The organism is Micromonospora sp. NBC_00821, assembly GCF_036347035.1.
GTDB classification, from domain to species: domain Bacteria; phylum Actinomycetota; class Actinomycetes; order Mycobacteriales; family Micromonosporaceae; genus Micromonospora; species Micromonospora hortensis.
The window spans coordinates 6,792,201-6,816,539 of sequence record NZ_CP108880.1; the positions used below are offsets into that span (position 1 = coordinate 6,792,201).

The 24,339-nt window shown below is 72.2% G+C and carries 21 protein-coding genes; 6 read left to right on the plus strand and 15 right to left on the minus strand.

Annotated features, from left to right (window positions below; all coding sequences use genetic code 11):
- The first annotated feature begins 49 nt into the window (after window positions 1–49).
- Entirely contained in the window at window positions 50–3,328 is a 3,279-nt protein-coding gene (locus OHB44_RS31180; protein ID WP_330439015.1) for a lamin tail domain-containing protein, read from the plus strand.
- Window positions 3,329–3,394: 66 nt separating this feature from the next.
- Here the strand turns inward: OHB44_RS31180 and OHB44_RS31185 are convergent, their stop codons facing one another.
- From OHB44_RS31185 to OHB44_RS31210, 6 genes are all read right to left on the minus strand, one after another.
- Window positions 3,395–3,970: a helix-turn-helix transcriptional regulator gene (locus OHB44_RS31185; protein WP_330439016.1), complete on the minus strand. Its 576-nt coding sequence runs from the start codon at window positions 3,968–3,970 to the stop codon at window positions 3,395–3,397.
- A 467-nt stretch (window positions 3,971–4,437) separates the two neighbouring features.
- Entirely contained in the window at window positions 4,438–5,421 is a 984-nt protein-coding gene (hemB, locus tag OHB44_RS31190) for a porphobilinogen synthase (RefSeq protein WP_238684540.1), read from the minus strand.
- Window positions 5,422–5,440: 19 nt separating this feature from the next.
- Window positions 5,441–7,021 carry a uroporphyrinogen-III synthase gene (locus OHB44_RS31195; protein WP_238684539.1) on the minus strand — a complete coding sequence of 527 codons (1,581 nt, stop codon included), beginning with the start codon at window positions 7,019–7,021 and terminating at the stop codon, window positions 5,441–5,443.
- Window positions 7,018–7,986 (minus strand): hydroxymethylbilane synthase, encoded by a 969-nt coding sequence (gene hemC / locus OHB44_RS31200; protein WP_238684538.1) that lies wholly within the window; start codon window positions 7,984–7,986, stop codon window positions 7,018–7,020. The genes OHB44_RS31195 and hemC overlap by 4 nt, the downstream gene beginning before the upstream one ends.
- Entirely contained in the window at window positions 7,983–9,380 is a 1,398-nt protein-coding gene (locus OHB44_RS31205; protein WP_330439017.1) for a glutamyl-tRNA reductase, read from the minus strand. The genes hemC and OHB44_RS31205 overlap by 4 nt, the downstream gene beginning before the upstream one ends.
- Entirely contained in the window at window positions 9,377–10,147 is a 771-nt protein-coding gene (locus tag OHB44_RS31210; RefSeq protein WP_091402715.1) for a redox-sensing transcriptional repressor Rex, read from the minus strand. Before OHB44_RS31210 ends, OHB44_RS31205 begins: the two co-directional genes overlap by 4 nt.
- 490 nt (window positions 10,148–10,637) lie before the next feature.
- Between OHB44_RS31210 and OHB44_RS31215 the strand changes: the two genes are divergently transcribed.
- Together OHB44_RS31215 and OHB44_RS31220 are read left to right on the plus strand one after the other, a co-directional pair.
- Window positions 10,638–11,942: a sensor histidine kinase gene (locus OHB44_RS31215; RefSeq protein ID WP_238684536.1), complete on the plus strand. Its 1,305-nt coding sequence runs from the start codon at window positions 10,638–10,640 to the stop codon at window positions 11,940–11,942.
- Between the two features lie 112 nt (window positions 11,943–12,054).
- Entirely contained in the window at window positions 12,055–12,708 is a 654-nt protein-coding gene (locus OHB44_RS31220; RefSeq protein ID WP_030329744.1) for a response regulator transcription factor, read from the plus strand.
- Here the strand turns inward: OHB44_RS31220 and OHB44_RS31225 are convergent.
- Genes OHB44_RS31225 through OHB44_RS31235 form a run of 3 tightly spaced genes read right to left on the minus strand, consistent with a single transcriptional unit; the run spans window position 12,689 to window position 15,223 of the window.
- On the minus strand, window positions 12,689–13,351 hold the full coding sequence (locus OHB44_RS31225; protein ID WP_330439018.1) for an HAD family hydrolase: 663 nt from the start codon (window positions 13,349–13,351) through the stop codon (window positions 12,689–12,691). The two genes, OHB44_RS31220 and OHB44_RS31225, sit on opposite strands and share 20 nt — an antisense overlap.
- A gap of 20 nt (window positions 13,352–13,371) precedes the next feature.
- Complete coding sequence (locus OHB44_RS31230) at window positions 13,372–13,626, minus strand: glutaredoxin family protein (RefSeq protein ID WP_030490173.1); 255 nt, start codon at window positions 13,624–13,626, stop codon at window positions 13,372–13,374.
- Window positions 13,616–15,223 carry an AMP-binding protein gene (locus tag OHB44_RS31235; protein ID WP_330439019.1) on the minus strand — a complete coding sequence of 536 codons (1,608 nt, stop codon included), beginning with the start codon at window positions 15,221–15,223 and terminating at the stop codon, window positions 13,616–13,618. The genes OHB44_RS31230 and OHB44_RS31235 overlap by 11 nt, the downstream gene beginning before the upstream one ends.
- A gap of 585 nt (window positions 15,224–15,808) precedes the next feature.
- Here OHB44_RS31235 and OHB44_RS31240 point away from each other — a divergent pair.
- The 3 genes from OHB44_RS31240 (at window position 15,809) to OHB44_RS31250 (ending at window position 18,920) form a co-directional block, all read left to right on the plus strand.
- Entirely contained in the window at window positions 15,809–16,765 is a 957-nt protein-coding gene (locus OHB44_RS31240) for an ECF subfamily RNA polymerase sigma factor, BldN family (RefSeq protein ID WP_330439020.1), read from the plus strand.
- A 289-nt stretch (window positions 16,766–17,054) separates the two neighbouring features.
- Window positions 17,055–17,924: a DUF5667 domain-containing protein gene (locus OHB44_RS31245; RefSeq protein ID WP_238684532.1), complete on the plus strand. Its 870-nt coding sequence runs from the start codon at window positions 17,055–17,057 to the stop codon at window positions 17,922–17,924.
- Window positions 17,925–18,050: 126 nt separating this feature from the next.
- Window positions 18,051–18,920: an HAD family hydrolase gene (locus tag OHB44_RS31250; RefSeq protein WP_238684531.1), complete on the plus strand. Its 870-nt coding sequence runs from the start codon at window positions 18,051–18,053 to the stop codon at window positions 18,918–18,920.
- Between the two features lie 57 nt (window positions 18,921–18,977).
- Here the strand turns inward: OHB44_RS31250 and OHB44_RS31255 are convergent, their stop codons facing one another.
- From OHB44_RS31255 to OHB44_RS31280, 6 genes are all read right to left on the minus strand, one after another.
- The gene (locus OHB44_RS31255; protein ID WP_238684595.1) at window positions 18,978–19,886 is read right to left on the minus strand and encodes a lysophospholipid acyltransferase family protein; all 909 of its coding nucleotides are present in this window, start codon (window positions 19,884–19,886) and stop codon (window positions 18,978–18,980) included.
- A 262-nt stretch (window positions 19,887–20,148) separates the two neighbouring features.
- Window positions 20,149–21,225 (minus strand): NAD-dependent epimerase/dehydratase family protein, encoded by a 1,077-nt coding sequence (locus tag OHB44_RS31260; protein ID WP_091402730.1) that lies wholly within the window; start codon window positions 21,223–21,225, stop codon window positions 20,149–20,151.
- Between the two features lie 122 nt (window positions 21,226–21,347).
- On the minus strand, window positions 21,348–21,449 hold the full coding sequence (locus tag OHB44_RS31265) for a 30S ribosomal protein bS22 (RefSeq protein ID WP_007465623.1): 102 nt from the start codon (window positions 21,447–21,449) through the stop codon (window positions 21,348–21,350).
- A gap of 269 nt (window positions 21,450–21,718) precedes the next feature.
- Window positions 21,719–21,928, minus strand: coding sequence for a helix-turn-helix domain-containing protein (locus tag OHB44_RS31270; RefSeq protein ID WP_007465625.1), 210 nt, complete (start codon window positions 21,926–21,928; stop codon window positions 21,719–21,721).
- A gap of 212 nt (window positions 21,929–22,140) precedes the next feature.
- A complete protein-coding gene (locus tag OHB44_RS31275; RefSeq protein WP_330439052.1) occupies window positions 22,141–23,325 on the minus strand; it encodes an ABC transporter permease in 1,185 nt (394 codons plus the stop codon).
- Window positions 23,322–24,302: an ATP-binding cassette domain-containing protein gene (locus OHB44_RS31280; protein ID WP_442932716.1), complete on the minus strand. Its 981-nt coding sequence runs from the start codon at window positions 24,300–24,302 to the stop codon at window positions 23,322–23,324. Before OHB44_RS31280 ends, OHB44_RS31275 begins: the two co-directional genes overlap by 4 nt.
- Window positions 24,303–24,339 lie beyond the last annotated feature (37 nt).

A 24,339-nucleotide genomic window follows, 5' to 3' on the forward strand; every position in this document is an offset into this window, starting at 1 on the left:
TCGCGCACCTTAACGTGCGTTGACCCCATCCACCCATCGTGGAGGCCCTATGCGCCCGCGCCGCTCAATCGCCGCGCTCGCGACCGCCACCGCCGCCGTGACCGTCACGGCGCTCGGCGTCGCACCCACCGCGGCCAGCGCCGCGCCCACCGACCTGTTCATCTCGGAGTACGTCGAGGGTTCGTCGAACAACAAGGCGATCGAGCTGTTCAACGGCACGGGCGCCGCCGTCAACCTGGCGGCCGGTGGCTACCAGTTGCAGCTCTACTTCAACGGCTCCACCACGGCCACCACTATCGCCCTGACCGGCAGCGTGGCGGCCGGTGACGCGTTCGTGTTCGCCAGCGCCTCGGCTGGGGCCGCCATCCTCGCCCAGGCCGACCAGACCACCGGGGCGAGCCTCTTCAACGGTGATGACGCGATAGTGCTGCGCCGGGGCACCACGGTGCTCGACTCGATCGGCCAGGTGGGCGTCGACCCGGGCACCGAGTGGGGCGCGGGCGTCACCAGCACTGCCGACAACACAGTGCGCCGGTTGCCGAGCGCGGCCGTGGGTGACACCGACCCGTCGGACGCGTTCGACCCCGCCGCACAGTGGGCCGGCTTCCCCGTCGACACGTTCGACGGGCTGGGCGCGCACACGGTGGACGGCGGTGGCCCGGTCGACGTGCCGGCCACGCTGACCTGCGGCGGGCCGCTGGTCACCGCCGCCGGCACGGCTGCGAGCCGCGAGGTGAGCGCCACCGACCCCGATGACACGATCGTCGACCTGGCGGTGACTGCGGTCAGCCCGAGCCCGACATCCGGCTCGATAACCCGTACCGCGTTCACCCCCGCCGACGGGGTGGGCGGCACCGCCCGCGCCACTGTCGGCGTGAGCGCCGACCTCGCCGCCGGGGCGTACACCGTCACCCTCGCCACTACCGACGCGGGCGGTGGCACCGCGAGCTGCGCGCTGGCCGTGCAGGTGACCCGGGAGTTGACCGTCGGCGAGGTGCAGGGTCCGACCACCGACACCGAGTCTGGTCCGAGCGACCGGTCACCGCTCGCGCCGGCGAGCGGCAACGGCACGAGCAGCACCCTGTACGACGTACGCGGCGTGATCACGCAGTTGACCCTGGCCCGCACCTCGGCCGGGGCGGAGCAGCACGGCTTCTTCCTGCAGAGCCGCGTTGGTGACACCGACGGCGACCCGACCAGCTCCGACGGCATCTTCGTGTTCATGGGCACGTTCACGTCGCTGATCGGCGGTTACGTGCCGACGGTCGGCGACGAGGTGGTGCTGCGGGCCCGGGTGTCGGAGTACTACAACTTCACCCAGCTCTCCGGCGCGTCGCTGGTCCGCCGGATCGGCGGTGGGCTGGCCGTGGACACCGCTGTCGCGGTGACCGACGCGGTGCCACCGGCCGTGCTGACCGACGCGCAACGCTTCTGGGAGCGGCACGAGGGCTCCCGGATGCGGGTACGCGCGGGCAGCGGCGCGGTGAGCGGCCGGGACGTCTTCTCCTCCACTGCCGACGCGGAGCTGTGGGTGATCGACCGCGACGATCCGCTGCTGGACCGCGCCGACCCGTACTCCCGGCGGGTCTTCCGTGATTCGCACCCGCTGGACAACGACCCGATTCGCCGCTTCGACGACGGCAACGGCCAGCGGACGCTGCTCGGCAGCATGGGAGTGAAGGCCACCGCCGGGGACAGCGCCGCGCTGCTCCCGCCGGCGCACACCTTCGACACGCTGCGGGCGGACGCGGTGGGCGGGGTCTACTACTCGTTCGAGAAGTACGGCGTCCAGGTCGAGCGGGCGGAGTTCGCCGCCGGGGCCGACCCGTCGAGGAACAACCCGCCCAAGCCTGCCGACCGGTCGCAGGAGGTGGCAGTGGCCACCTACAACGTGGAGAACCTGTACGACTACCGCGACGATCCGTTCGATGGCTGCGACTTCGCCGGTAACGCCGGCTGCGTGGGGGTCGCCCCGCCGTTCGACTACGTCCCGGGCAGTGAGGCGGAGTACCGCGAGCAACTGGCCGCGCTCGCCGACCAGATCGTCAAGGATCTGCACGCACCGGACCTGATCCTGGTGCAGGAGGCCGAGGACCAGGACATCTGCACGATCTCCGGGGCGGCGCTGAGCTGCGGCGACACCAATAACGCCGATGGCGCTCCGGACAGCATCCAGGAGTTGGCGCTCACTGTCGCGGCGGCCGGTGGGCCCGCGTACGCCGCCGCCTATGACCGGACCGGCGCGGACGCCCGCGGTATCACCGCGGCCTTCCTGTACCGCACGGACCGGTTGTCGTTGGCGGCCGCGACGGCGGACGACCCGCTGCTGGGCTCGGCGCCGACCGTTCAGTACCGCACTGCGGGCTTGCCGGCCAACGCGGACGTGCAGAACCCGAAGGCCCTCAACGCGGTGTTGCCGGCGGATGTGGACACCTCGACCGGTCGGGACGGGAGCAACGTCTTCACCCGTGCCCCGCAGTTGGGCAAGTTCAGCGTGGCCGCAGCGCCCGGCTCGACGGAGCGGTTCACCCTGTACGCCCTCAGCAACCACTACTCCTCCGGCCCGGACAGCAGGGTCGGGCAGCGGCGGGAGCAGGCGCGTTACGGGGCAGCGATCGTCACCGCGATCGAGGCGGCCGACCAGACCGCCCGAGTTGTCTACGGAGGGGACCTGAACGTCTTCCCCCGCCCGGACGATCCCATCGCGACCGGTAGCCAGCCCACTCCCTCGGATCAGCTCGCCCCGCTCTACGAGGCGGGCCTGCACAACCTGTGGGACAACCTGGTCGCGGACGCGCCGGCCTCGGCCTACTCGTACAGTTTCGAGGGGCAGGCGCAGACTCTCGACCACCTGTTCGTCAACGACGCGTTCTACGGCGACCTGGTGCAGGTGCGGGCGGCGCACGTCAACGCCGACTGGCCGGCGGAGTTCGCCGGTGACGGGTCGCGGGGTTCCAGTGACCACGACCCGCAGGTGGCGCGGTTCCGGTCCCGGGCGTCGTTGACCGTCGCCGACACGACGGTGGTCGAGGGCAACCAGGGCACCCGGCAGCTCACCTTCACCGCCACCGTGTCTCGACCGCTGTCCCAGTCGGTGCTGCTCTGCGCCGCCACCGTCGGCCTCACGGCACAGGCGGGCTCGGACTTCGACCCGTACGCCGGCTGCAAGGTGTTGGCCGCCGGGCAGACGTCGGTGGCGTTCCCGGTGTCGGTGCGCGGCGACCGCAAGCGGGAGGCGGACGAGAAGTTGACGCTGCTGGTGGCCGGTGTGCCCGGCCTGCGGCTGGCTGATCCACTCGCTACCGGAACGATCACCAACGACGACTGATCACGGACGTGGTCGTCGACGGCCCGCCGAACCCACTCGGGGCGGCGGGCCGTCGTCCGTCCCGCGTCAGCGGTAACGCCAGAGCTGTGGTGGCGGCGGATCGCCGCGGTGCCTGGCTACCCGCACCTCCCATTGGCTGCGCCGCCGCATCGCGTCCCGGACTTCCCGATTGCGGTAGAACGTCTCGGGCGGGCGGGCCAGCCCGTAGATGTCCGCCCACCACTCCCCCGGCTCGGGGTCGAGGATGGTGTCCAGGTGCGACGGGTAGCGGCGCCCGGCACCGTCGCGCGTGTCTTCCCAGTCCCGCATCGGCCTGAGCACCCGGCCGAACTCGTCGACGACGGCCAGCCGGCAGCCGACGACCCCGACTATCCGGCGGAGCAGCTCAATGCTCGGCACAGTCCGACCGGCCTCGACGCGGCCGATGGTCGCGTGGTGCACTCCCGCCCACCGGGCCAGCTCACGTTGGCTCAGGTCGGCGTGACGACGGACCGCCCGGACGATGCCAACGACCGGCCATGAGGTGTCGGGAGGCTCGCTGAGTATGACTTTCCGCAGCGCGATGCTGGGGCTCGGACCGTCGAGGATCCTGCTGTCGGCGCTGAATGCTCCTGCATCCGGGGGCGTTTGTGAGTCGTTCATGCCGTCACCGTCCCGGCTAGCTCCGTTCCTCGCAGTCCCGATTGGCGGGCCTGTGGACAACGGAAGGACCTGTGGACAACCGGAGCGCCCATCACCGTAGGGAGGGTGACTCCCACACGGCCGGCGAGACCGTGGGCATCGAGCAGCACGCCCTCGGCGCGAGGGAGCAGGAACCCAATCTCCAACCCATTGCCTTTGCTCTGCACCCCGATATGCACCGGTCGCGCTCCGTAGCTGTCGCATCCGCGGGTGCAGAGCAAAGGCTGGCATGGAGGCGTCGGGCCCGGGGATCGGCGAGCCGAGACGGCGTCTAGGCCACGGATCAACCAGCCGAGACGGCATCTAGGGCAGGAGTCCCCCAGACGCGGCAGGGAGCCCAGCCGTCACGGCCACGTGCGGTGCCCGCTTCGCCGGGCGCACGTGACGAGGGGTGCGCGCTCAGCCGACGCGCTCGTAGGCGGGGCCGCTCAGTAGCGCTGGCGGAGCAGGCCGGCGGCCTCGACGGCCCAGTAGGTGAGGATGACCTGCGCGCCGGCCCGCTTGATCGAGGTGAGCGTCTCCAGCATCACCCGTTCGCGGTCGATCCAGCCGTTCGCGGCGGCCGCCTCGACCATCGCGTACTCCCCGGAGACCTGGTAGGCGGCGACCGGAACGTCCACCGCGGCCCGCACCGCCGACACCACGTCGAGGTAGGGCAGCGCCGGCTTGACCATCACCAGGTCCGCGCCCTCGGCCACGTCCAACGCGACCTCGCGCAGCGACTCACGCAGATTCGCCGGGTCCTGCTGATAGGTGCGCCGGTCGCCCTCCAGCGCCGACTCCACCGCCTCCCGGAACGGGCCGTAGAAGGCGGAGGCGTACTTCACCGCGTACGCCAACACGGAGACGTCCTGGTAGCCGGCGGCGTCGAGGGCCCGGCGTACCACGCCGACCTGGCCGTCCATCATCCCGGACGGCCCGACCATGCCGACCCCGGCGGCGGCCTGGGCCACCGCCATCTCGGCGTACGCGCCCAGGGTCGAGTCGTTGTCGACCTCACCGTCGGGGGTGAGCAGCCCGCAGTGCCCGTGCGAGGTGAACTCGTCGAGGCACAGGTCGCTCATCACCACAGTGGCGTCGCCCACCTCGGCCACCACGTCACGGATGGCGACGTTGAGGATGCCGTTCGGATCGATGCCGCCGGAGCCGGTCGGGTCCCGCTTTTCCGGCACGCCGAAGAGCATGATCCCACCGACACCGGCCTGGACCGCCTCGGCCGCCGCCTTGCGCAGCGAGTCCCGGGAGTGCTGGAGCACCCCCGGGAGCGACCCGATGGCCCGGGGCTCGGTCAGCCCCTCCTTGACGAACATCGGCACGACCAGCTCGGCCGGGTCGACCCGGGTCTCGGACACCAGCCGGCGGACCGCCGGGTTGCGGCGCAGCCGGCGGGGCCGGATCTCGGGGTACGACATGGCAGGCCTCCTCGAACGACTACCGGAAGCGCAGAGCGGTCGGGCCCTGCACCTTCGAGCCACGGCGCTGCTTGGCCGGCATGGCGGCCAGCTTCTCCCGCAGCTCGACGGCGTAGGCGGCGAGCGCCTCCACCAGGTCGGGCACCGAGGCGTGCGGCGGCTGGACGTCGACGCGCAGGCCGAACTCCGTCGCGGTCTCCGCCGTCTTGGGCCCAATTACCGCAACAACGGTCCGGGCGTGCGGCTTCCCGGCGATGCCGACCAGGTTGCGCACGGTCGAAGATGAGGTGAAGAGCACCGCGTCGAACCCGCCCGACTTGATCGCGTCGCGGATCTCGGCGGGCGGCGGAGCGGCCCGCACCGTCCGGTACGCGGTCACGTCGTCGACCTCCCAGCCGCGCTCGGTGAGCCCGGCGGCGAGGGTCTCGGTGGCGATGTCGGCGCGCGGCAGCAGCACCCGGCCCACTGGGTCGAGGATCTCGTCGTGCGGCGAGAACTCGGCCAGCAGGCCCTCCGAGGACTGCTCCCCGGTGGGGATCAGCTCCGGCTGGATGCCGAACGCGCGGACTGCGTCCGCGGTCGCCTCGCCGATGCAGGCGATCTTGACGCCGCCGAAGTGCCGGGCGTCGAGACCGTGCTCGGCGAACTTCTCCCAGACCGCGCGGACCGCGTTCACCGAGGTGAAGATCACCCAGGCGTACCGGCCGTCGACCAGACCCTTGACAGCCCGCTCCATCTGCGCCGGGGTGCGCGGCGGCTCGACCGCGATGGTCGGCACCTCGCACGGGATCGCCCCGTACGCGCGCAGCCGGGCGCTCATCGCGCCGGCCTGCTCCTTGGTCCGGGGTACGAGCACCTTCCAGCCGTACAGCGGGCGGTTCTCCCACCAGCTCAGCTTGTCGCGCTGCCCCACGCCGACACCGACGGTGAGCACCACCCGGCCGGTGAAACCGAGCGCGGCGGCCACGAAGCTGTCCACTGTCGACGTGGTCGTGTACTGGGTCTCGCCGGTGCCGTCGCCGGTCACCCCGACGCCGGTGGTGCCGTCGACCCCGGCGGCGAGCAGCCCGTCCCGGACGGCGGCGAGGTCACCGGCGTCCACGGCGAGCGCGAGCGAACCCCGGCCGACGGCCGTGGCCAGCGCCTCGAAGTCCAGCGCGCTGACGTCCTCGACGTCGGCTGCCGTACGCACACCCGGCAGCGGGACCCCGGCGTAGGTGGCCACGCCCTCGGCCTGGCCGACGCCGGGCACCACCTCGAAGTGGGCGGCGGTGCGGGCCACCGCCTGCACCTCCTTGACCACCGAGTCGTGCCCGAACGGGTCGCCGGCGACCAGGTGCACCGCGTTCAGCCCGGAGCGGGCCGCGGAGATCAGCACCTTCGCCACGTCCCCCGGCGCGCCCTCGGCCGGGGTGAACTCGGCATCGTCCCTGGCCTCGGCGCGAACGACGGTGAGCAACGACTCCGGGACTCCCCGGTCGTAGATCACCTGGTCGGCGTCGACCAGGGCGTCGTGGGCCCGACGGGTCAGCAGGCCCGGGTCACCGGGGCCAGCCCCGACGAACGCGATACGGCCGACGGGCTTACGGGTGCGGGTCATTCTGTGCTCCCAAATTGCTGGGTCCCCGGGCCGGTGTGTCCTTCGTGGCCGAGGATCGAGTCGGCGCCGAGCTCGAGGAGTTCGGCGGCGAGTGCCTTACCGATCTCCGCCGCGTCGGCGGGCGTTCCGGTGCGGGACAGCCGGAGGTCACGAGTACCGTCCGGGCTGATCACCGCCCCGCGCAGGTAGATCTCATCGCCGGTCTCGCCTTCGGCGAGCTCGGCATAGGCGGCGACGGGTGCGCTGCACCCGGCCTCCAGGGTTGCCAGAAACGCACGTTCCGCGGTGACCGCGGCACGCGACGGTGCGTGGTCGAGCACGGCGAGCAGCTCGACCAGGTCCTGTTCGTCGACCCGGCACTCCACGGCCAACGCGCCCTGAGCGGGAGCGGGCAGCATGAGCATCGGGTCCAGCGACTCGGTGATCACGTCCAGCCGGCCGAGTCGGGCCAGACCGGCCCGGGCCAGGACGACGGCGTCGAGGTCGGCCTCGGGGCCGAGCACCCGCGCCAGGCGGGTGTCGACGTTGCCGCGGATCGGGGTGACCTCCAGTTGCAGGCCGAGGGCGTGCAACTGGGCGATCCGGCGCAGCGCGCCGGTGCCCACTGTGGCCCCGGGCGGCAACTCGGCGAGCGTTCGGCCGTCGCGGGCCACCAACGCGTCGCGCGGGTCCTGCCGGGCCGGCACCGCCGCGATGTGCAGCCCACCGGCGGCGGCCGTGGGCAGATCCTTGTACGAGTGCACCGCGAAGTCGATCGTGCCGGCGGTCAGCGCGTCGCGCAGGGCGGAGACGAAGACCCCGACGCCCAGCCGGTGCACCGGCGCGTTGGAGCGGTCGCCTGCGGTGACGACCTCGACCAGCTCGACGGGGCGCCCGGTGGCGGCGGTCACCGCCTCGGCGACCTGGCCGGACTGGGCCATCGCCAGGGCGCTGCCCCGGGTGCCGAGGCGCAGGGGGGCGGTCATCGCGCACCTCCGGTGGGTGGGGTGGGCTCGGCGGCGTCGGCTCCGGACACCGGGTCGGTGCCGGGGAGCGCCATGCCGAGGTCGGGGGTCAGCACGTCCGGGACGGTGTCCACCGGCGAGGTCTGCGGCACCTCGAGGTCGAACAGCTCGCGCAGCAGTGCCGCGTACTGGTCGCCGCCGGGCTCCGCGGCCAACTGGCGGACCTTGACGGTGGGCTGGTGCAGCAGCCGCTGCACGACCCGGTGCACAGTGCGGGCCACCTCGGCCCGCAGGTCGTCGCCGAGGTCGGGACGGCGCTGGGCCAGTCGGCGCAGCTCGGCGGTGACCACGTCGTCGGCCCGGCCGCGCAGCGCTGCCACTGTGGGTGCCACGTCGGCACCGCGCAGCCAGGTGAGGAAGCCCTCCACCTCGCTGAGGACGATGCGTTCGACGGCAGCGGCGTCGGCAGCCGCCGGACCGTCGGCGAGCAGCGTCGCCATCCGGTCGATGTCGATCACCTCGACGCCGGGCAGCTCGGCGACGCCCTCCTCGACGTCGCGCGGAACGGCCAGGTCGAGCAGGACCAGCGGGCCCCGGGACGGGTCGCGTTCGGCCAGCGCTGCGGTGACCACCGACCGGGTGAGGACCGGTTCGGTGGACGCGGTGGCGGCCACTACGATGTCCACTGTGGAGAGGGTGTCGGCCAGCTCGGTCATCGGCGCGGCGCTCGCCCCGTACGACTCGGCGAGCCGGACGGCCCGGTCGGCGCCCCGGTTGCTGACGGTGAGCGGCCCGGCGCCCAGCCGGGACAGCGTGGCCACCCCGAGCGAACCCATCGCACCGGCGCCGACCACCAGGGCCGGGTGGCCGACGAGGTCGCCGTCGAGGTGCCCGGCGGCCAGTTCCAGGGCGGCGGTGACGACGCTCTGGCCGGCCCGGTCGATGCCGGTCTCGGCGTGGGCCCGCTTGCCGACCCGCAACGCCTGCTGCATCAGCTCGTGCAGCAGCCGGCCGGCCGAGTCGGCGCCGGTGGCCCAGTGGTACGCGTCACGCAGTTGGCCGAGGATCTGCGCCTCGCCCACCACCATCGAGTCCAGACCGGTGGCGACCCGGAAGACGTGGTCGACGGCCGCGGTGTCGTAGTGCACGTACAGGTGGCTGGCGAGCGCGGTCGGCGAGCTGCCGGCCTGCTCGGCCAGGACGGCGCAGACGTCGCCGAGCCCACCGTGGAAACCGGACACGGCGGCGTAGACCTCCACCCGGTTGCAGGTGGAGACGATCACCGCCTCGGCCACGTACGGCTGGGCGACCAGGCGGTCCAGTGTGCGGGTCAGGTCGGCGGGGGGCACTGCCAGCTGCTCCAGCGTGGCGACCGGGGCGGTCCGGTAGGACGCGCCGACGACGAGCAGTTTCACGTGCCTATCGCCTCCTGGGTGTCGGTGGCCGCGAACCCGCCCGGCAGGGCGGTGAGAGCGGTCCCGCCGGTGGCGGGCAGCGCGGTCAGCGACGCCTTGCGGTGCTCGTGGAAGGACAGAATCTGCAGCTCGATGGCGAGGTCGACCTTGCGCACGTCGACCCCCTCCGGAACCGAGAGTACGCACGGCGCGAAGTTGAGGATGCTCGTCACGCCGACGGCGACCAGTTGGTCGGCGACCTGCTGGGCGGCGGCGGCCGGGGTGGCGATCACGCCGATCGCGAGGGATTCCTCCGCGGCGACCGTCGGCAGGTCGTCAACATGCCGGACTACCAGGCCGTTGATCTCCTCACCGACCCGGGAGGGATCGGCGTCGAGCAGTGCGGCGATCCGGAAGCCTCGGCTGGCGAAGCCGTCGTAGCCGGCCAGAGCGTGACCGAGATTACCCACGCCGACCAGCGCGACCGCCCGACGTTGGGTGAGCCCGAGCACATACTCGATCTGCTCGATCAGCAGAGCGACGTCGTAACCGACGCCCCGGGTGCCGTACGAGCCGAGGTGGGAGAGGTCCTTGCGGAGCTTGGCGGAGTTGACCCCGGCGGCTGCGGAGAGACCCTCGCTGGAGACCGTCTCGTGCCCGGCGTCGGCGAGGTTGTGCAGCGCGCGCAGGTACTCCGGGAGCCGAGCGACGGTCGCCTCGGGCAGATCCGGGAGCGCCGGTACGGCACCGGCGCGGCCGGGCGCGCCTGGGTGACGGTGCTGACTCATGAGACTCCGTGCGGTGCGATCCTCGGCCAACTCCGCTGGTCGGCCGTTTGTGGACTCCCGCTGGCGACCGAGGTTGCCGGCTGTGCTAGCAGGGCGCGTCGGAGTCACAGCGTAGGCGCTTGTGAAGACGTGCACAAATCGCGATCTTGTCGCTGCGTGGCGCGACCTCACCAGCCCCTCCATTCCACAAGATCGATTGAACGGCCTGGTCCGCTCGCCGCCCGGGCGATTATTGCTCAATCCCGACTTCTCTGACCAATCCCGCGCCGGCCCTGCGTGCGCCACCGCCAGGTCCCGCGATCTTGCACTTGCTGTCCCCGCCTTTCCCCCGTACCCGGGCAAATCCCCAACAGCAACTGCAAGATCGACGGGATCGGGGCGGCGGCGGGGGGCGGGGTGCGGGGGTGGGGGGTGGGGTAGGGGCAGCACTACGGAGGAGAGGCGGGGTTTCGGGATGGGGACACCGAGCCCAGATGCCTAGCCTTTGAGCATGACCGCCGTTGCCGCCACCAGCGACCGACCGACGCTGGCACCGAGCATCCCCCGCCAGCTCTTCGTCGACTCCGGGTACGTGCTGCTCGGCCTGCCCCTGGCGCTGGCCAGCTTCGTCGTCCTCGTCGTCGGCCTCGCGGTCGGCATCGGCCTGGTGGTCACCGTGATCGGCCTGCCGATCCTCAGCGGCACCCTCTACACCGCCCGTGGGCTGGCCGACGTCGAGCGGCTGCGGCTGCCCGCCGTGCTCCACCAGCCCCGGATCCGGCCGCACTACCGGCTGCCCGAGGCGGGCGCGAACGCCTGGCGGCGGATCTTCGTGCCGATGCGGGACGCCCAGTCCTGGCTCGACCTGGCGCACGGCATCCTGCGGCTGATCGCGGCGGCGGGCACCTTCGTGGTGACGCTGTCCTGGTGGGCCGCGGCGATCGCCGGCTCGCTCTACTGGGCGTACGACTGGGCCCTGCCCCGGGCCGACGGCGAGGGGGATCAGGATCTGGCGCAGCTGCTCGGCCTCGGCGACTCGACCACCGCCCGGATCGGCCTCTACACCGCGCTCGGGGTGTTCTTCCTGATCACCCTGCCGATCGTGGTGCGGGGTTGCGCGCTGCTCCAGGCCAGCTTCGCCAAGGCGATGCTGACCGGGGTGGCCGAGATGCGCGACCGGATCACAGTGCTGGAGGAGCAGAAGCGGGCGGCCGTTTCCGCCGAGGCCTCCGCGCTACGCCGGCTGGAACGTGACATCCACGACGGCCCCCAGCAGCGCCTGGTCCGGCTGGCGATGGATCTCAGCCGGGCCCGGATGCAGCTCGCCTCGGACCCGGAGGCGGCCGGTCGCACCATCGACGAGGCGGTCACCCAGACCCGGGACACGCTGGCCGAGCTGCGGGCGCTGTCCCGGGGCATCGCGCCGCCGATCCTGGTCGACAGGGGCCTGCCCAGCGCTCTGGCCGCGATCGCCGGCCGCGGGCTGATTCCGATCGAGCTTCAGGTGGACCCGCAGCTCGGCACCCCGGCCGGGCGGCTCGACCCGGCGGTGGAGAACACCGCGTACTTCGTGGTGTCCGAGGCGCTGACAAACGTCGCCAAGCACAGCCGGGCCACCGAGGCCACGGTGGCCGTGGCCCGTAAGGGCGCCCATCTGAAGGTGCGGGTGGGCGACGACGGACAGGGCGGCGCGCACCTGGCCAAGGGGCACGGGCTGGCCGGCATCGCCGACCGGGTCCGGGCCGCCGGTGGCGAACTGGTGGTGGTCAGCCCGACCGGCGGTCCCACCGAGATCCGCGCCGAGCTTCCCCTGTGAGCGCGAGGAGTGAGCCGGGTTTGCGAGCCCCGCAGCCGCGACCAACGGAGATGCTGTGATCAGTCCCGCGCCGCACCCCCACCACGGGCAGGACGTGGTAGACAACACAGCAATGCGCATCGTGATCGCGGACGACGCCGTCCTGCTCCGGGAGGGGCTGGTCCGACTGCTGACCGAGAGCGGGCACCAGGTGGTGGCCGCCGTCGGGGACGGTGACGCCTTGGTCGAGGCAGTGGTCGAGCACCGGCCCGACGTGTCGATCGTCGACGTCCGGATGCCGCCGTCGCACACCGACGAGGGGCTGCGGGCTGCGGTGGAGGCCCGCCGGCTGGTGCCGCGTACCCCGATCCTGGTGCTCTCCCAGTACGTCGAGGTGTCGTACGCCGATGATCTGCTCGCCACCACCGGCGGCGCCGGCGGTGGGATCGGCTACCTGCTCAAGGACCGGGTGGCAGCGATCGACGAGTTCCTGGACGCGCTGCGGCGGGTGGCGGGCGGCGGCACTGTGCTCGACCCGGAGGTGGTGGGTCAGCTCTTCGCCCGACGTCGCCGCGACGACCCGCTGCGCGAGCTGACCCCCCGCGAGCGTGAGGTGCTCGCCCTGATGGCCGAGGGACGTTCGAACACCGCCATCGCGCGCGCCCTGGTGGTCAGTGACGGCGCCGTGGAGAAGCACGTGCGCAACATCTTCACCAAGCTCACCCTGCCACCGGACACCGAACAGCACCGGCGGGTGCTGGCCGTCCTCACCTATTTGCGGAACTGACCTCCCGGGCCAGTGCCACCGCGTCGGTGAGGGTGTCGGCCACCGGGTGACCGGAGGCGCGCAGCCGGGCCGGGTCGGTGAACCCGCCGGTGTAGAGGACGGCACGGCCACCCACAGCGAGCGCCGCGTCCGCGTCGTCGATGGAGTCACCGATCAGCACCACCGAGGCGCCGTCCACGCCCAGTTCGGCCAGGTGCACCTGGAGCGACTCGGCCTTGTAGCCGCCGCCGACAGTGGCCCGCAGCCCGTCGACGCGGGTGAAGTGGCCGGTCAACCCGTACGTGTGCACTGTCGGGACCAGTTCCTCGTGGAACCACATGGACAGCAGGCTCTGGCTGCCCTGCCAGGCAGCCATCGCGTCGCGCGCGTCGGCGGCCAGCTCGCAGGTGGTCAGCCCGGTGCGGTACGCGTCGTGGAAGATCTTGTCCAGTCGGCCGAACTCGTCGTCGTCCACTGCCTGCCCGAGCACCTCGGCGTAATACTCGGCGATCGGCCTGCGGAACCGCACCCGGTGCTCGTCCGAGGTGACCGTCGGCCCACCCAGGCTCGCGAACACGACGTTGGTGGCGGACACCACCAGGCTGAGGTCGTTGAGCAGGGTGCCGTTCCAGTCCCAGACGAGGTGCGGGTGCGCAGAGGTCATCAGAGCACCATAGGCACCTGTCAGAGCTGCGGCGTGGTCAGGTCCCGCAGCAGCCGGTCCTCCTCGACCCGCCAGTAGCCGTGCTCCTTGCCGTCGAGCATCACCACCGGCAGCCGGTCCCCGTACTCCCGCTCCAGACCCTCGTCGCCGGTGACGTCCCACTCGACCCACTTGTCGCCGGTGACCGCTACCACCCGGTCGAGCGCCGCCTTGGCGTCGTCGCACAGGTGGCAGCCGGGTCGGGTGATCAGGGCGAGTCGGGCGTCACTGGCCATCGGTTACCTCCGTGCGGTCGGTCGGCGTCGCCGACCGGAGTTGGGTCTTGCGTACCTTGCCGATCGCCGAGTGCGGCAGGGCGTCGACGAACTCGACAGCGGTCGGGCACTTGAACCGGGCCAGGTTCCGTGCGCAGTGGGCGAGCAACTCCTCGCTGGTCACCGGTCGGCCCTGCGCCGGCACCACGTACGCCCGCACAGTCTCGCCGGTCCGCGGGTGCGGCACACCCAGTACCGCCGACTCGACCACCCCGGGGTGCCCGGCGAGCACCAGCTCGACCTCGTGCGGATAGACGTTGAACCCGTTGACCAGGATCAACTCGCCGAGCCGGTCGACCAGGAAGAGGTCCCCGTCCTCGTCGGCGTAGGCGATGTCTCCGGTGCCCCACCAGCCGTCGGCGTCCGGGCCGCCCCGACCGTCGGGCCAGTAACCGGTGAAGAGGTTGGGGCCGGACACCACGATCTGCCCCGGGTCGGTGCCCGGCGCCACGTCGGAGATGTCCAGCTCGTCCGGGTCGTCGTCGGGGACGGCCAGCCCGTCGCGCCACAGGTCCGCCCCGTCGGCGCCGACCAGGCGTAGCCGCACCCCGGGCAGCGGCCGGCCGATCGAACCCGGCTTGGCCACGCCGCCGACCAGGGTGGAGGTGAGCACCGGCGCGGTCTCGGTGAGGCCGTACCCGATGTGCACCTGATGCCCGGTGACCTCCGTGAAGCGCGCCGCGACAGCGGGTTCGAGCGGTGCCGCGCCGCACACCGCCACCCGCACCGACGCGGTCGCCGCGCGGGCCGTGGCCGCTCCGGCCCAGGTCAGGAACATCGACGGTACGCCGACCAGCACGCTGACCGGGTGCCGCGCGACCTCGTCCAGCCCTGCCGTCGGGCCCGGCTCGTCAATTAGCACGCCGGTCGCGCCGTGGTGCACGAAAGCACCGAGCCCTGAGTTGAGCCCGTACGCGTGGAACAGCGGCAACGCCAGAAGAACAGTGTCGGTCGGCCCGACCACCGGCGGCTTGATCTCCGCGACCTGTTCGTGGTTGGCGAGCAGCGCCTGGTGCGACAGCATCGCCCCCTTGGGTCGCCCCTCGGTGCCGGAGGTGTAGAGCAGTACAGCCAGGTCGAAGCCGCCGCGTCGCGGGCGGGGTGCCGGTCCGGGCGCCTCGGCGGTCGGTGGCGTGCCGTACACCGAGGCGAGCGCGGGCAGCTCGGCGGCCACGTCGGCGACCAGCCCTCGAACGTGGTCGGTGGCGATGAGCACCGACGCGCCGGAGTCGGCCAGCACGTGCCGTAGCTCCGGGGCGGTGAGGCCGGGGTTGACGGGCACTGTGACCAGCCCGGCGCGGAGGGCGCCGAGCCAGGCGATCACGAAGTCCGGTGTGTTGGGCAGCGCGATGGCGACGCGTGGCGGCGTACCGGCGGGGTCGGTGGGAGGCGCGGCGGCGGACAGGCCGTGGGCGGCGGCGTCCACCGCGGCGTCCAGTTCGGACCAGCTCAGTGTGTGCTCACGCCAGTGCAGCGCGGGCCGGTCGGCGCTGTCGAGAGCCGCCCGGCGGACCCGGTCGGCGAGGTTCGGCGCGGGGCTTTCCGAGGCGTCCTGCACGGTGATCGAGTCTGGCACAGCGGACGGCGACGGGCCACGCCCGATGGGCGGGGCCACGGCCGGGAGACGACACCGCGACAGTCCCATGTACGGGACTGTCCGGTGTGCCACCGGCGATCCGATCAGGTCCTGTCGATGGGACGTGCGGCGCTGACCACGGGCAGTTCGGCCGCCCCGTCCGGCCGGGCGACGCGGCGGGCCAGCCGAACGGGCGGTAAGGCTCCGACCTGGGGATCCATGGTGGAACACCCGACCGGCGGAAAGTCAATCGCACACGACGGACAACCGGTCCGGCACCGGTGCGACGGAGCGGGAAATACTTCCGCCTTGTGTAACGGACTTGCCACGCGCGGGTGACGTTGGCCCTATTATCACTCGGGTCGGCTCACCCCATTTGCCGTGAGTCGACACCCCTCAGCCCGAGGAGGCCCCCGTGCCTGTGAGCGCATTGGACCAGCACCTCCAGGGGAATTGCCGCCCGTCGGCAACTCCCGTGACCGTCCTGCCCGACCGGTCAACCGGTCGGTCCGCCCCGACGAGACCTAGACCGGCCCGCCCGGCGACCGACGGGACGGGGGCAACACGGTGACCACCTTCGGTTACGCGGAACGCCCGCTCGGCCTGACCGGTCAACCCGCCCGCTCCCATGTGAACGAGCGGCCAGCGGCCCGTGCCCCATCGGACGAACAGCACGGCGGCGTCGTGCGGGGTGACGGCGCGGCGCAGCGGATCCGCAGCCGGCCACACCACAACGAGCCACCGCCACGACCCGCGGTGCCCGGTGCAAACGCGAAGCCGGCCGGCGGCCGGGTCGCCGTACCGTCGCGACCCACAATGCCCGTGCAGGGTCGTCGGGTAGCCGACACACCGGCGGTCACCACCGATCCGGCGGCGGGTGAGACAGCGGTGATCCCGGCGGTGCCGGCCACCACCGCCACCACCCCGACCGGTTTCCCCAGCCGCCCGGACCCGTCCGACCCGGCAACCGAGGTCTGGACGCTGATCGAGCGGGCCCAGGCCGGCGAGTCCGAGGCGTTCGGTCTGATCTACGACCGCTACGTGGACACCGTCTTCCGGTTCGTCTACTTCCGGGTCGGCAACCGGCAACTCGCCGAGGACCTCACCTCGGACACCTTCCTGCGCGCGCTCAAGCGGATCGGCAGCTTCACCTGGCAGGGCCGCGACCTCGGCGCCTGGCTGGTGACGATCGCCCGCAACCTGGTCGCGGACCACTTCAAGTCGGGTCGGTACCGGCTGGAGGTCACCACCGGCGACGTGCTCGACGCCGACCGGGAGGACCGGGGCCCGGAGGGCAGCCCGGAGGCTGCGGTGGTGGAGCACATCACCAACGTCGCGCTCCTCACCGCTGTGAAGCAGCTCAACCCGGAGCAGCAGGAGTGCATAGTGCTCCGCTTCCTCCAGGGCTTCTCGGTCGCCGAGACGGCCCGCGCGATGGGCAAGAACGAGGGAGCCATCAAGGCCCTCCAGTACCGCGCCGTCCGCGCCCTGGCCCGACTGCTGCCCGACGGCTTCCAGCCGTAGTTTGTTACGGCGGGACCGACGGACGCCGATCAGCGTCCGCGCAGCTCAGAGTCGGTCCCGCCCGGTGATGACCATCACTTTCTGTAATTTCGGCTCCGCCAGGCCCGTAACCCGTGCACGGTCCGCCGCGTTTCTCCGGGTGCGACCGGTGGATGTCCCGGCAGGCCCGGGTCACCGAGGTCCGACCGGCATGCCGGCGGCACCTCACCTCCGTGGTGTCACACTGCCGCCCGGTCGCTGGCAACGACGGCGGCCGACCGGCCGTGACCAGCGAGAGGAGGTGCCTGCGGTGGACAACACCCTCTTCTCCCGCCGGCGCGCGGAGCGCTTCGCGCAGCTTCTCGACGAGGCCAACGGCGCTCGACGACACCACGTGCGATCCCGGGTGGACGGCCAACTGGCGCCGCTCGTCGCAGTGGGTCAGCGGCTCAGCGTCGACCCCCCGGCTGTCGAGGTGGACCAGGACTTCCGTACCGGCCTGCGGGCGATGCTGCTCGCAACCGCCGAGCGGGAAGGGCTGGGCAGCACACCAGCGGCGGTCAGCGAACCGGCCGCCACTACCACCCGCGGGCGGCTACTGCCGGCGGTCACCGCACGGCGGGCCCGAGCCCGGGGCGCGATCCTGGTCGGCATCGCCGCCGGGGCCATCGCCGTCTCCGGGATCTCCGCCGCCAGCGAGAACGCGGTGCCCGGTGACGCGCTGTACGGCATGAAGCGCTCCACCGAACGGGCACAGCTCGCCCTGGCCAGCTCCGACATCAGCCGGGGCCAACTCTTCCTGGACTTCGCCCGGACCAGAGTCGGCGAAGCCGCCAAGCTACGCGGCGACAGGATCGGCTACAGCGCGGTCCTCGACGACATGGACGCCGACAGCCGGCAGGGAGTTCGCCTGCTGACCTCGGCCGCTGTGCAGCGGGCCGAGCCGGGCAGTCTGGACACTCTCAACACCTTCGTGTCGAGCCAGCGCCGGGCCGTACGCGGTCTGCTCGACGGGAGCACCCGGGTCGACCGGGAACGGACCCAGCGGTCGCTGGTGTTGCTGGAGAGCATCCGGGAACGCTCGGACGAGCTGCGCGCGGCGATCGCCTGCGGCCTGCCGGCACCGACCGCCAGCGACGCCCTCGGGCCGAACCCGAACACCTGCCCCGGGGCCCGCTGACCCGCGTCCCCATACCGCACGTCCGACCGGCCGCGCCACAGTTCGCTGTGTGCCCGGCCGGTCGCCCGTCTACGGCGGATACCCTCGCTGGGGAGCATCCGTCGTACCGGTGAGGAAGGGATTCGCGTGGCGCGTAGCCGTAAGGTGACGGTCAGCACCGACGCCGAGGGGCACACCGCAGCCTGGGCGGAGACCGACCTGGCCCCGGTCAGCGCACCCGACCCGACCGCCGCGGCGTTCTTCGACGTGGACAACACGATGATGCAGGGCGCGTCGATCTACTGGTTCGCGCGTGGTCTCGCCTCCCGCAACTACGTGACCACCGCCGACCTGGCCCGATTCGCCTGGCAACAGCTCCGCTTCCGGCTGCTGGCCCGGGAGCACGCCGGTGACATGTCACTGGCCAAGGAGGCGGCGCTGGCCTTCGTCCAGGGCTGGCGGGTCAACGAGGTCGAGCACCTCGCCGAGGAGATCTTCGACGAGATGATGGCCCCCCGGATCTGGGCCGGCACCCACCAGCTCGCCCAGCGTCACCTGGACGCCGGTCAGCGGGTCTGGCTGGTCAGCGCCGCCCCCGTCGAGATCGGCCGGGTGATCGCCGCCCGGCTCGGCCTCACCGGTGCCATCGGCACTGTGGCCGAGGTGCTCGACGGGGCGTACACCGGGCGGTTGGTGGGTGACCTGATGCACGGGCCGGCCAAGGCTGAGGCGGTCACCCAGCTCGCCGCCGTGGAAGGGCTCGACCTGTCCCGCTGCGCGGCCTACAGCGATTCGGCGAACGACCTGCCGCTGCTCTGCGCGGTGGGCCGGGCGGTGGCCGTCAACCCGGACGGCGCCCTGCTGCGGCAGGCCCGCCAGCATGGCTGGGAGGTGCGGGACTTCCGCACCGGCCGCCGAGCGGCCAAGATCGCCGTACCGTCGACAGCGGCAGCCGGGCTGGTCGCTGGCGCGGTGACCGCCGGCCTGGCCCTGCAGCGCCGCCGCCGCGCCGGCTGAGACGCCGTGTCCGCTGAGACGCCGTGTCCGCTGAGACGCCGTGTCCGCTGAGACGTCCTAGGGGCCGAACGGGTCGGGCCGCCGCTCCAGCAGCGTGTGCAGGGTTTGCTGGATGGTCTCCCGCACCTGGTCGGCGAGGTTGAAGACCACCAGCGGGTCGTCCGCCGAGTCGGTCAGGTGGGCGGTGGGGATCGGCGGGCAGAACTCGATCAGCCACTTGCTGGGTAGCGGCACCATGCCCAGCGGGCCGAGCAGCGGGAACGTCGGCGTGACCGGGAAGTAGGGCAGCTTCAGCAGCCGCGCCAGCGGCTTGATGTCGGCGAGCATCGGGTAGATCTCCTCGCCGCCGACGATGGCGACGGGCACGATCGGGGTGCCGGTGCGCAGCGCCGCCGAGACGAAACCGCCCCGCCCGAAGCGTTGCAGCTTGTACCGGTCGGCGTAGAGCTTGCCGATGCCCTTGAAGCCCTCGGGGAACACACCCACCAGATCGCCGCCGCCGAGCAGCCGCTCGGCGTCCGGGTTGCAGGCCACGGTGCCGCCGGTCTTGCGGGCCAGCTCGGATACCACAGGCATCCGGAAGACCAGGTCGGCGCCGAGCAGCCGCAGGTAGCGGTGGGCGGGATGCTTGTCGTGCAGCGCCGCCGAGAGGATCAGGGCGTCGAGTGCCACAGTCCCGGAGTGGTTGCCGACCACCAGGGCGGGCCCGTCCACTGGGACGTGCTCCACCCCACTGACCTCGGTGCGGAACCAGTCCCGGTAGAGCAGCCGCAGCAGCGGGTGGAAGACCGCGTCGGTCAACTCCGAGTCGAAGCCGAACTCGTCGACCTCGTAGTCACCGGAGAGCCGTCGGCGCAGGAACGCCAACCCGTTCGCGACCTTGCGGTCCCAGTGGTCCCCGGGCCGGTCCGACACCGCCGGCTCGGTGCCGCCTGGCAACCCGGCGTCGACCTCGTCGGCCGGCATCGGCGTCGAGGCCGAGGTCGGCGGTGCGGTCGAGGCCGACGGTGCGCTTGCGGCCTGCGGTGCGGTCGGGGTCGGGGTCTGCGCGGCCTGCGGGGCCGGTCGATGTCCGTTGCGCCGTGCCGGCTCCGCGTCCGGCGCGGGCACCTGCTGCGGTACGTCGAAACGCCCGACCGACTGCGGGTCGCGCCCCTCCTCCGGCCCACTCATGACGCCGCCTCGGTTCGCGACTGCGGGGCTCGCAAGACCGGCCCACTCCTCGCGCTCATGACGACCGCTCCCGGACCGCTGAGCGGACCTGCCGGATGCCGTCCAGGACGAGTTGCTCGGCCGCGGCCAACTGACCCCGGGTGACCACCACCCCACCGTGATGGGCGCGGATGAAGTCCTCGAACGCCTCGGCGGTCGACCGGGGCGTGAAGCCGTACTCCTGCTCGAGCCGGCTGGTGTCGACCACCCGGCCGTGCACGAAAAGGTCTACCTGGTCCAGGCCGTAGCGGCCGAAGCCCATGGTGCGGGCCAGCGCGGCGGCCCCGGAGAGACCCGGCTCCAGCACCGGAACGGCTACCCGTCCGGCGCGTCGGATCGCCTGGGACAGCGACAGCACTCCGGGGCCGGCGACGTTGTACGTGCCGGGATGGTCCTCCACGATCGACCGGTGCAGCACCTCCAACGCGTCGTCGAAGTGCAGGAACTGCAGGCGGGGGTCACGACCGAAGACGGTCGGCACGAACGGCTGCGAGAAGTAGCGGGTCAACGTGGTGTCGGCGGTCGAGCCGATGAACGGGGCGAAGCGCAGCACCGTGGCGGTGACGTCGGATCGGCGGCGGCGGAAGCCGCGCACGTACCCCTCAAGGTCGAGGATGTCGCGGCCGAAACCGCCGCGCGGCACCTCGCGGGGTTCGGTCTCCTCGGTGAAGACCGCGGGATCCCGGAACGACACCCCGTACGCGGCTGTCGACGAGCGGACCACGAGCTTGCGCAGTCGGGGTGCCCGCTGGCAGGCGGCGAGCATCTGCATGCTGCCGATGACGTTCTGGTCCTTCATCGCGGACCGGCCGCCGTGCTGCGGGTCGGGTGAGGTGACCAGCGCGAGGTGCACCACCGCGTCGACGTCCAGGTCGGCGAGGAGGCCACCGAGGGAACCGCTGTCGACGCGGATGCGTTCGACGCGGTCCAGCAGGTCGGTGAACTCGGTGCCGGAGTCCGGTGCGTCGACCCCGATGACCCGTTCGATGCGCGGGTCGGCGGCCAGTCGGGCCGCCACGTGGGCGCCCAGGTAACGGCCCACTCCGGTGACGACGACGACCCCCGGAGCACCTGAGGTGCCACCGGGGGTCATCTGACGCACCTACGCCGGCAGGATGGACCGAGCCGGGACGACCACGGCCTGATCACCTGAGCCTCCGGAGGTCGACAGTTTGGCAAGTGACGCCGAACGCCGGGCCGACAGCCCGGCGGCGATCACTTGCCGAGACGGCGACGCTGGACGCGGGTCTTGCGCAGCAGCTTGCGGTGCTTCTTCTTAGCCATGCGCTTACGGCGCTTCTTGACCACCGAGCCCATACGACAGCCTTTCGATACAACGTGCGGGGCGGACCGGATGACACCACGCAGGTGGCGACGGCGACCGCTTGCGGACAACGGACCGGACCAGTCTGGGCGGCGGGGCGCACCGGTGGGGTCTCGGTCGGGCTCCAGGGTAGCCGGAGGGCGTCAGCCGGACCAACGCGCCCCCGTCACGGCCACCTCTGGTTCGCGACGCGAGGCCCGCGAGCTCACTCCTTACGCCCACCGATGCCGGTCAGCCGGCTATCGGAGGGCGGGGCGGTGGCTCAGGCGGTCTCCTGAAAGGCACCCCGGAGATATTCGTGCACCGCATGCTCGGGCACCCGGAACGACCGGCCGACCCGGACGGCGGTGAGTTCACCGCTGTGCACCAGGCGATAGACAGTCATCTTTGACACCCGCATGACCGTCGCCACTTCCGCGACGGTCAGGAACTTGACCTCCGACAGCCGTCCGTCGGACTGTGACCCGGCCATGGCTCACCGACCCATCCCATGCCCGGCGCGTGCCAACCCGACGGATGCTCCGGGCCGGGCCGGCGACGCGCGTGTTACCAGTACGGTAGCGGGGCGGTTGTGACCGGCGCGATCCCTTCCTGCAACTGATCATGCTTCGGTGGCCGGTTCACCCGATCCGTGCTCCCGGTATCCACCCGTCCGCGCCTGTCGTCCGGTTGTTGCGGCGCTGGTCATTCGGTGCGCAACGCGACCACCGGGTCGAGACGGCCGGCGCGCTGCGCGGGAACCACCCCGAAGACGATGCCCACCACCGCCGACACCCCGAAGGCCAGCGCCAACGACCACCAGGTGATCGCCGCCGGGATTGGCGACAGCGCGTCGACCAGCAGGGCGGTCCCCACTCCCAGCGCCATACCGGTGAGCCCGCCGATCGTGGTGAGCAGCACCGCCTCCAGCAGGAACTGCACGCCGATGTCGCGGGGACGTGCGCCGACGGCCTTGCGCAGCCCGATCTCCCGGGTCCGCTCCCGAACGCTGACCAGCATGATGTTGGAGACGCCGACGCCGCCGACGAGCAGGGAGATGCCGGCGATGGCCGCCAGCACACCGGTGAGGACACCGAGGATGTCACCGAGGACGCCGAGGATCTGCTGCTGGGTGACCGCGCTGAACTCGGTGTCCGGGTGGCGGCGGTTCAGCTCGGCGACGATCCGTTCGCCCAGCTCGTCGATCCGCTCCCGGTCCGGCGCCTTCACCGCGATGCCGTCGACCCGCTGGGTGCCCCAGAGTCGCTGCGCGGCGGTCACCGGCACGTGCACCTCGTCGTCCCGGTCGACGCCGAGGCTCTGCCCGAGGGGCGTGAAGACCCCGATCACCCGGAACCGCACCCCGGCCAATGCCACCTGCTGGCCGAGCGGGTCCCGGTCGGGGAAGAGCGCACGGGCGACCGAGTCACCGAGCACTGCCACCCGTCGGCTGGTGTCCACGTCGGTGCCGGTGAGATAGCGTCCCCGCGCCAGCGAGCGGGTGAACACCGCCGGGGTCGTCTCCAGGACGCCCTGCACGGTGGTGAAGTCGGAGCGGGCGCCGGCCCGCGCTGTCGCCCCGGACGCGACGGTGACGGCCACCCGGTCGGGGTCGCCGACCACCCGGGTGACGGCGTCCACGTCCTTGAGGGTCAGCGGCGAGACGACAGGCGCGTTGCCCACCTCGATCCGGCCGGGGACGACCAGCAGCAGGTTGGAGCCGAGGCCCTCGACCTGTTGCTCGACCTTCTGTTTGGTGCCGGTGCCGATGGCCACCAGCAGCACCACCGAGGCCACCCGGATGATCACTCCGAGCATGGTCAGCGCACTGCGCAGCCGGTTGGCCCGTAGGGCGTCCAGCGCCACCCGCCACGCCTCGGCGACTCTCACGCCGTACCCCCGGGTCGGTCGGCTTCGCGCTCACCCGCAGCCGCGTCGCGCGCCTCGCCCTGGGCGGCGTCGCGCGGATCGTTTTCGGGCCGCTCGACCTCGCGCGGAAGGCGCCCGGTGGCTCCGGCGGCGCCACCGGAGCCACCGGACGGGTGCCCCGGACCGCTTCCGGACGCGGACCGGGGCTCCGCGCTGGGAGCGGGGACCAGTGTCGCAGGTCGACCGTGATCAACGGACGGCGGTCGATCATGAACGGAGCGCGGGTCGGCGCTGTCCGCGTTCGGCGGGTGTGCGCTCACTGCGCTGTCCGCCACGACCACCCCGTCGCGCATGGTGATTCGGCGGTGAGCACGGGCCGCCACCTCCTGGTCGTGGGTGACCATCACCAGCGCCACCCCCGACTCCGCGTTCAGTTGTTCCAACAGCTCCAGCACTGCGGCGCCGGTGACGCTGTCCAGGTTGCCGGTGGGTTCGTCGGCAAGCAGCACCGTCGGCTCGGTGACCAGCGCGCGGGCGATCGCCACCCGCTGCTGCTCGCCGCCGGACATCTGGTTGGGCCGGTGATCCAGCCGGTGCCCGAGGCCGACCCGGCCCAGCATCGCCGCCGCCCGCTCCCGCCGCTGCCGGGCCGACACCCCCCGGTAGACCAGGGGCAACGCCACGTTCTCCACAGCCGAGGTACGCGGCAGCAGGTGGAACGCCTGGAAGACGAAGCCGATGGTCTCGTTGCGCAGGGTCGCCATCTCCGGTGGGGCGAGGGCATTGACGTCCCGCCCGCCGATGACCAGGCGGCCACCGGTCGGCCGGTCCAGCCCACCGAGGAGGTGCATGAGGGTGGACTTGCCCGAGCCGGACGGGCCGACCAGGGCCACGTAGTCCCCCGCCTGCACGGTGAGCGAAACCCCGCGCAGCGCCTCCACCGACACCCCGTCGAGCTGGTACGTCCGGGACACGTCCACCGCCTCGATGGCCGGCACGCGCTGCCCTTCCGGCGGATCCGCGACGGCGGGTTCG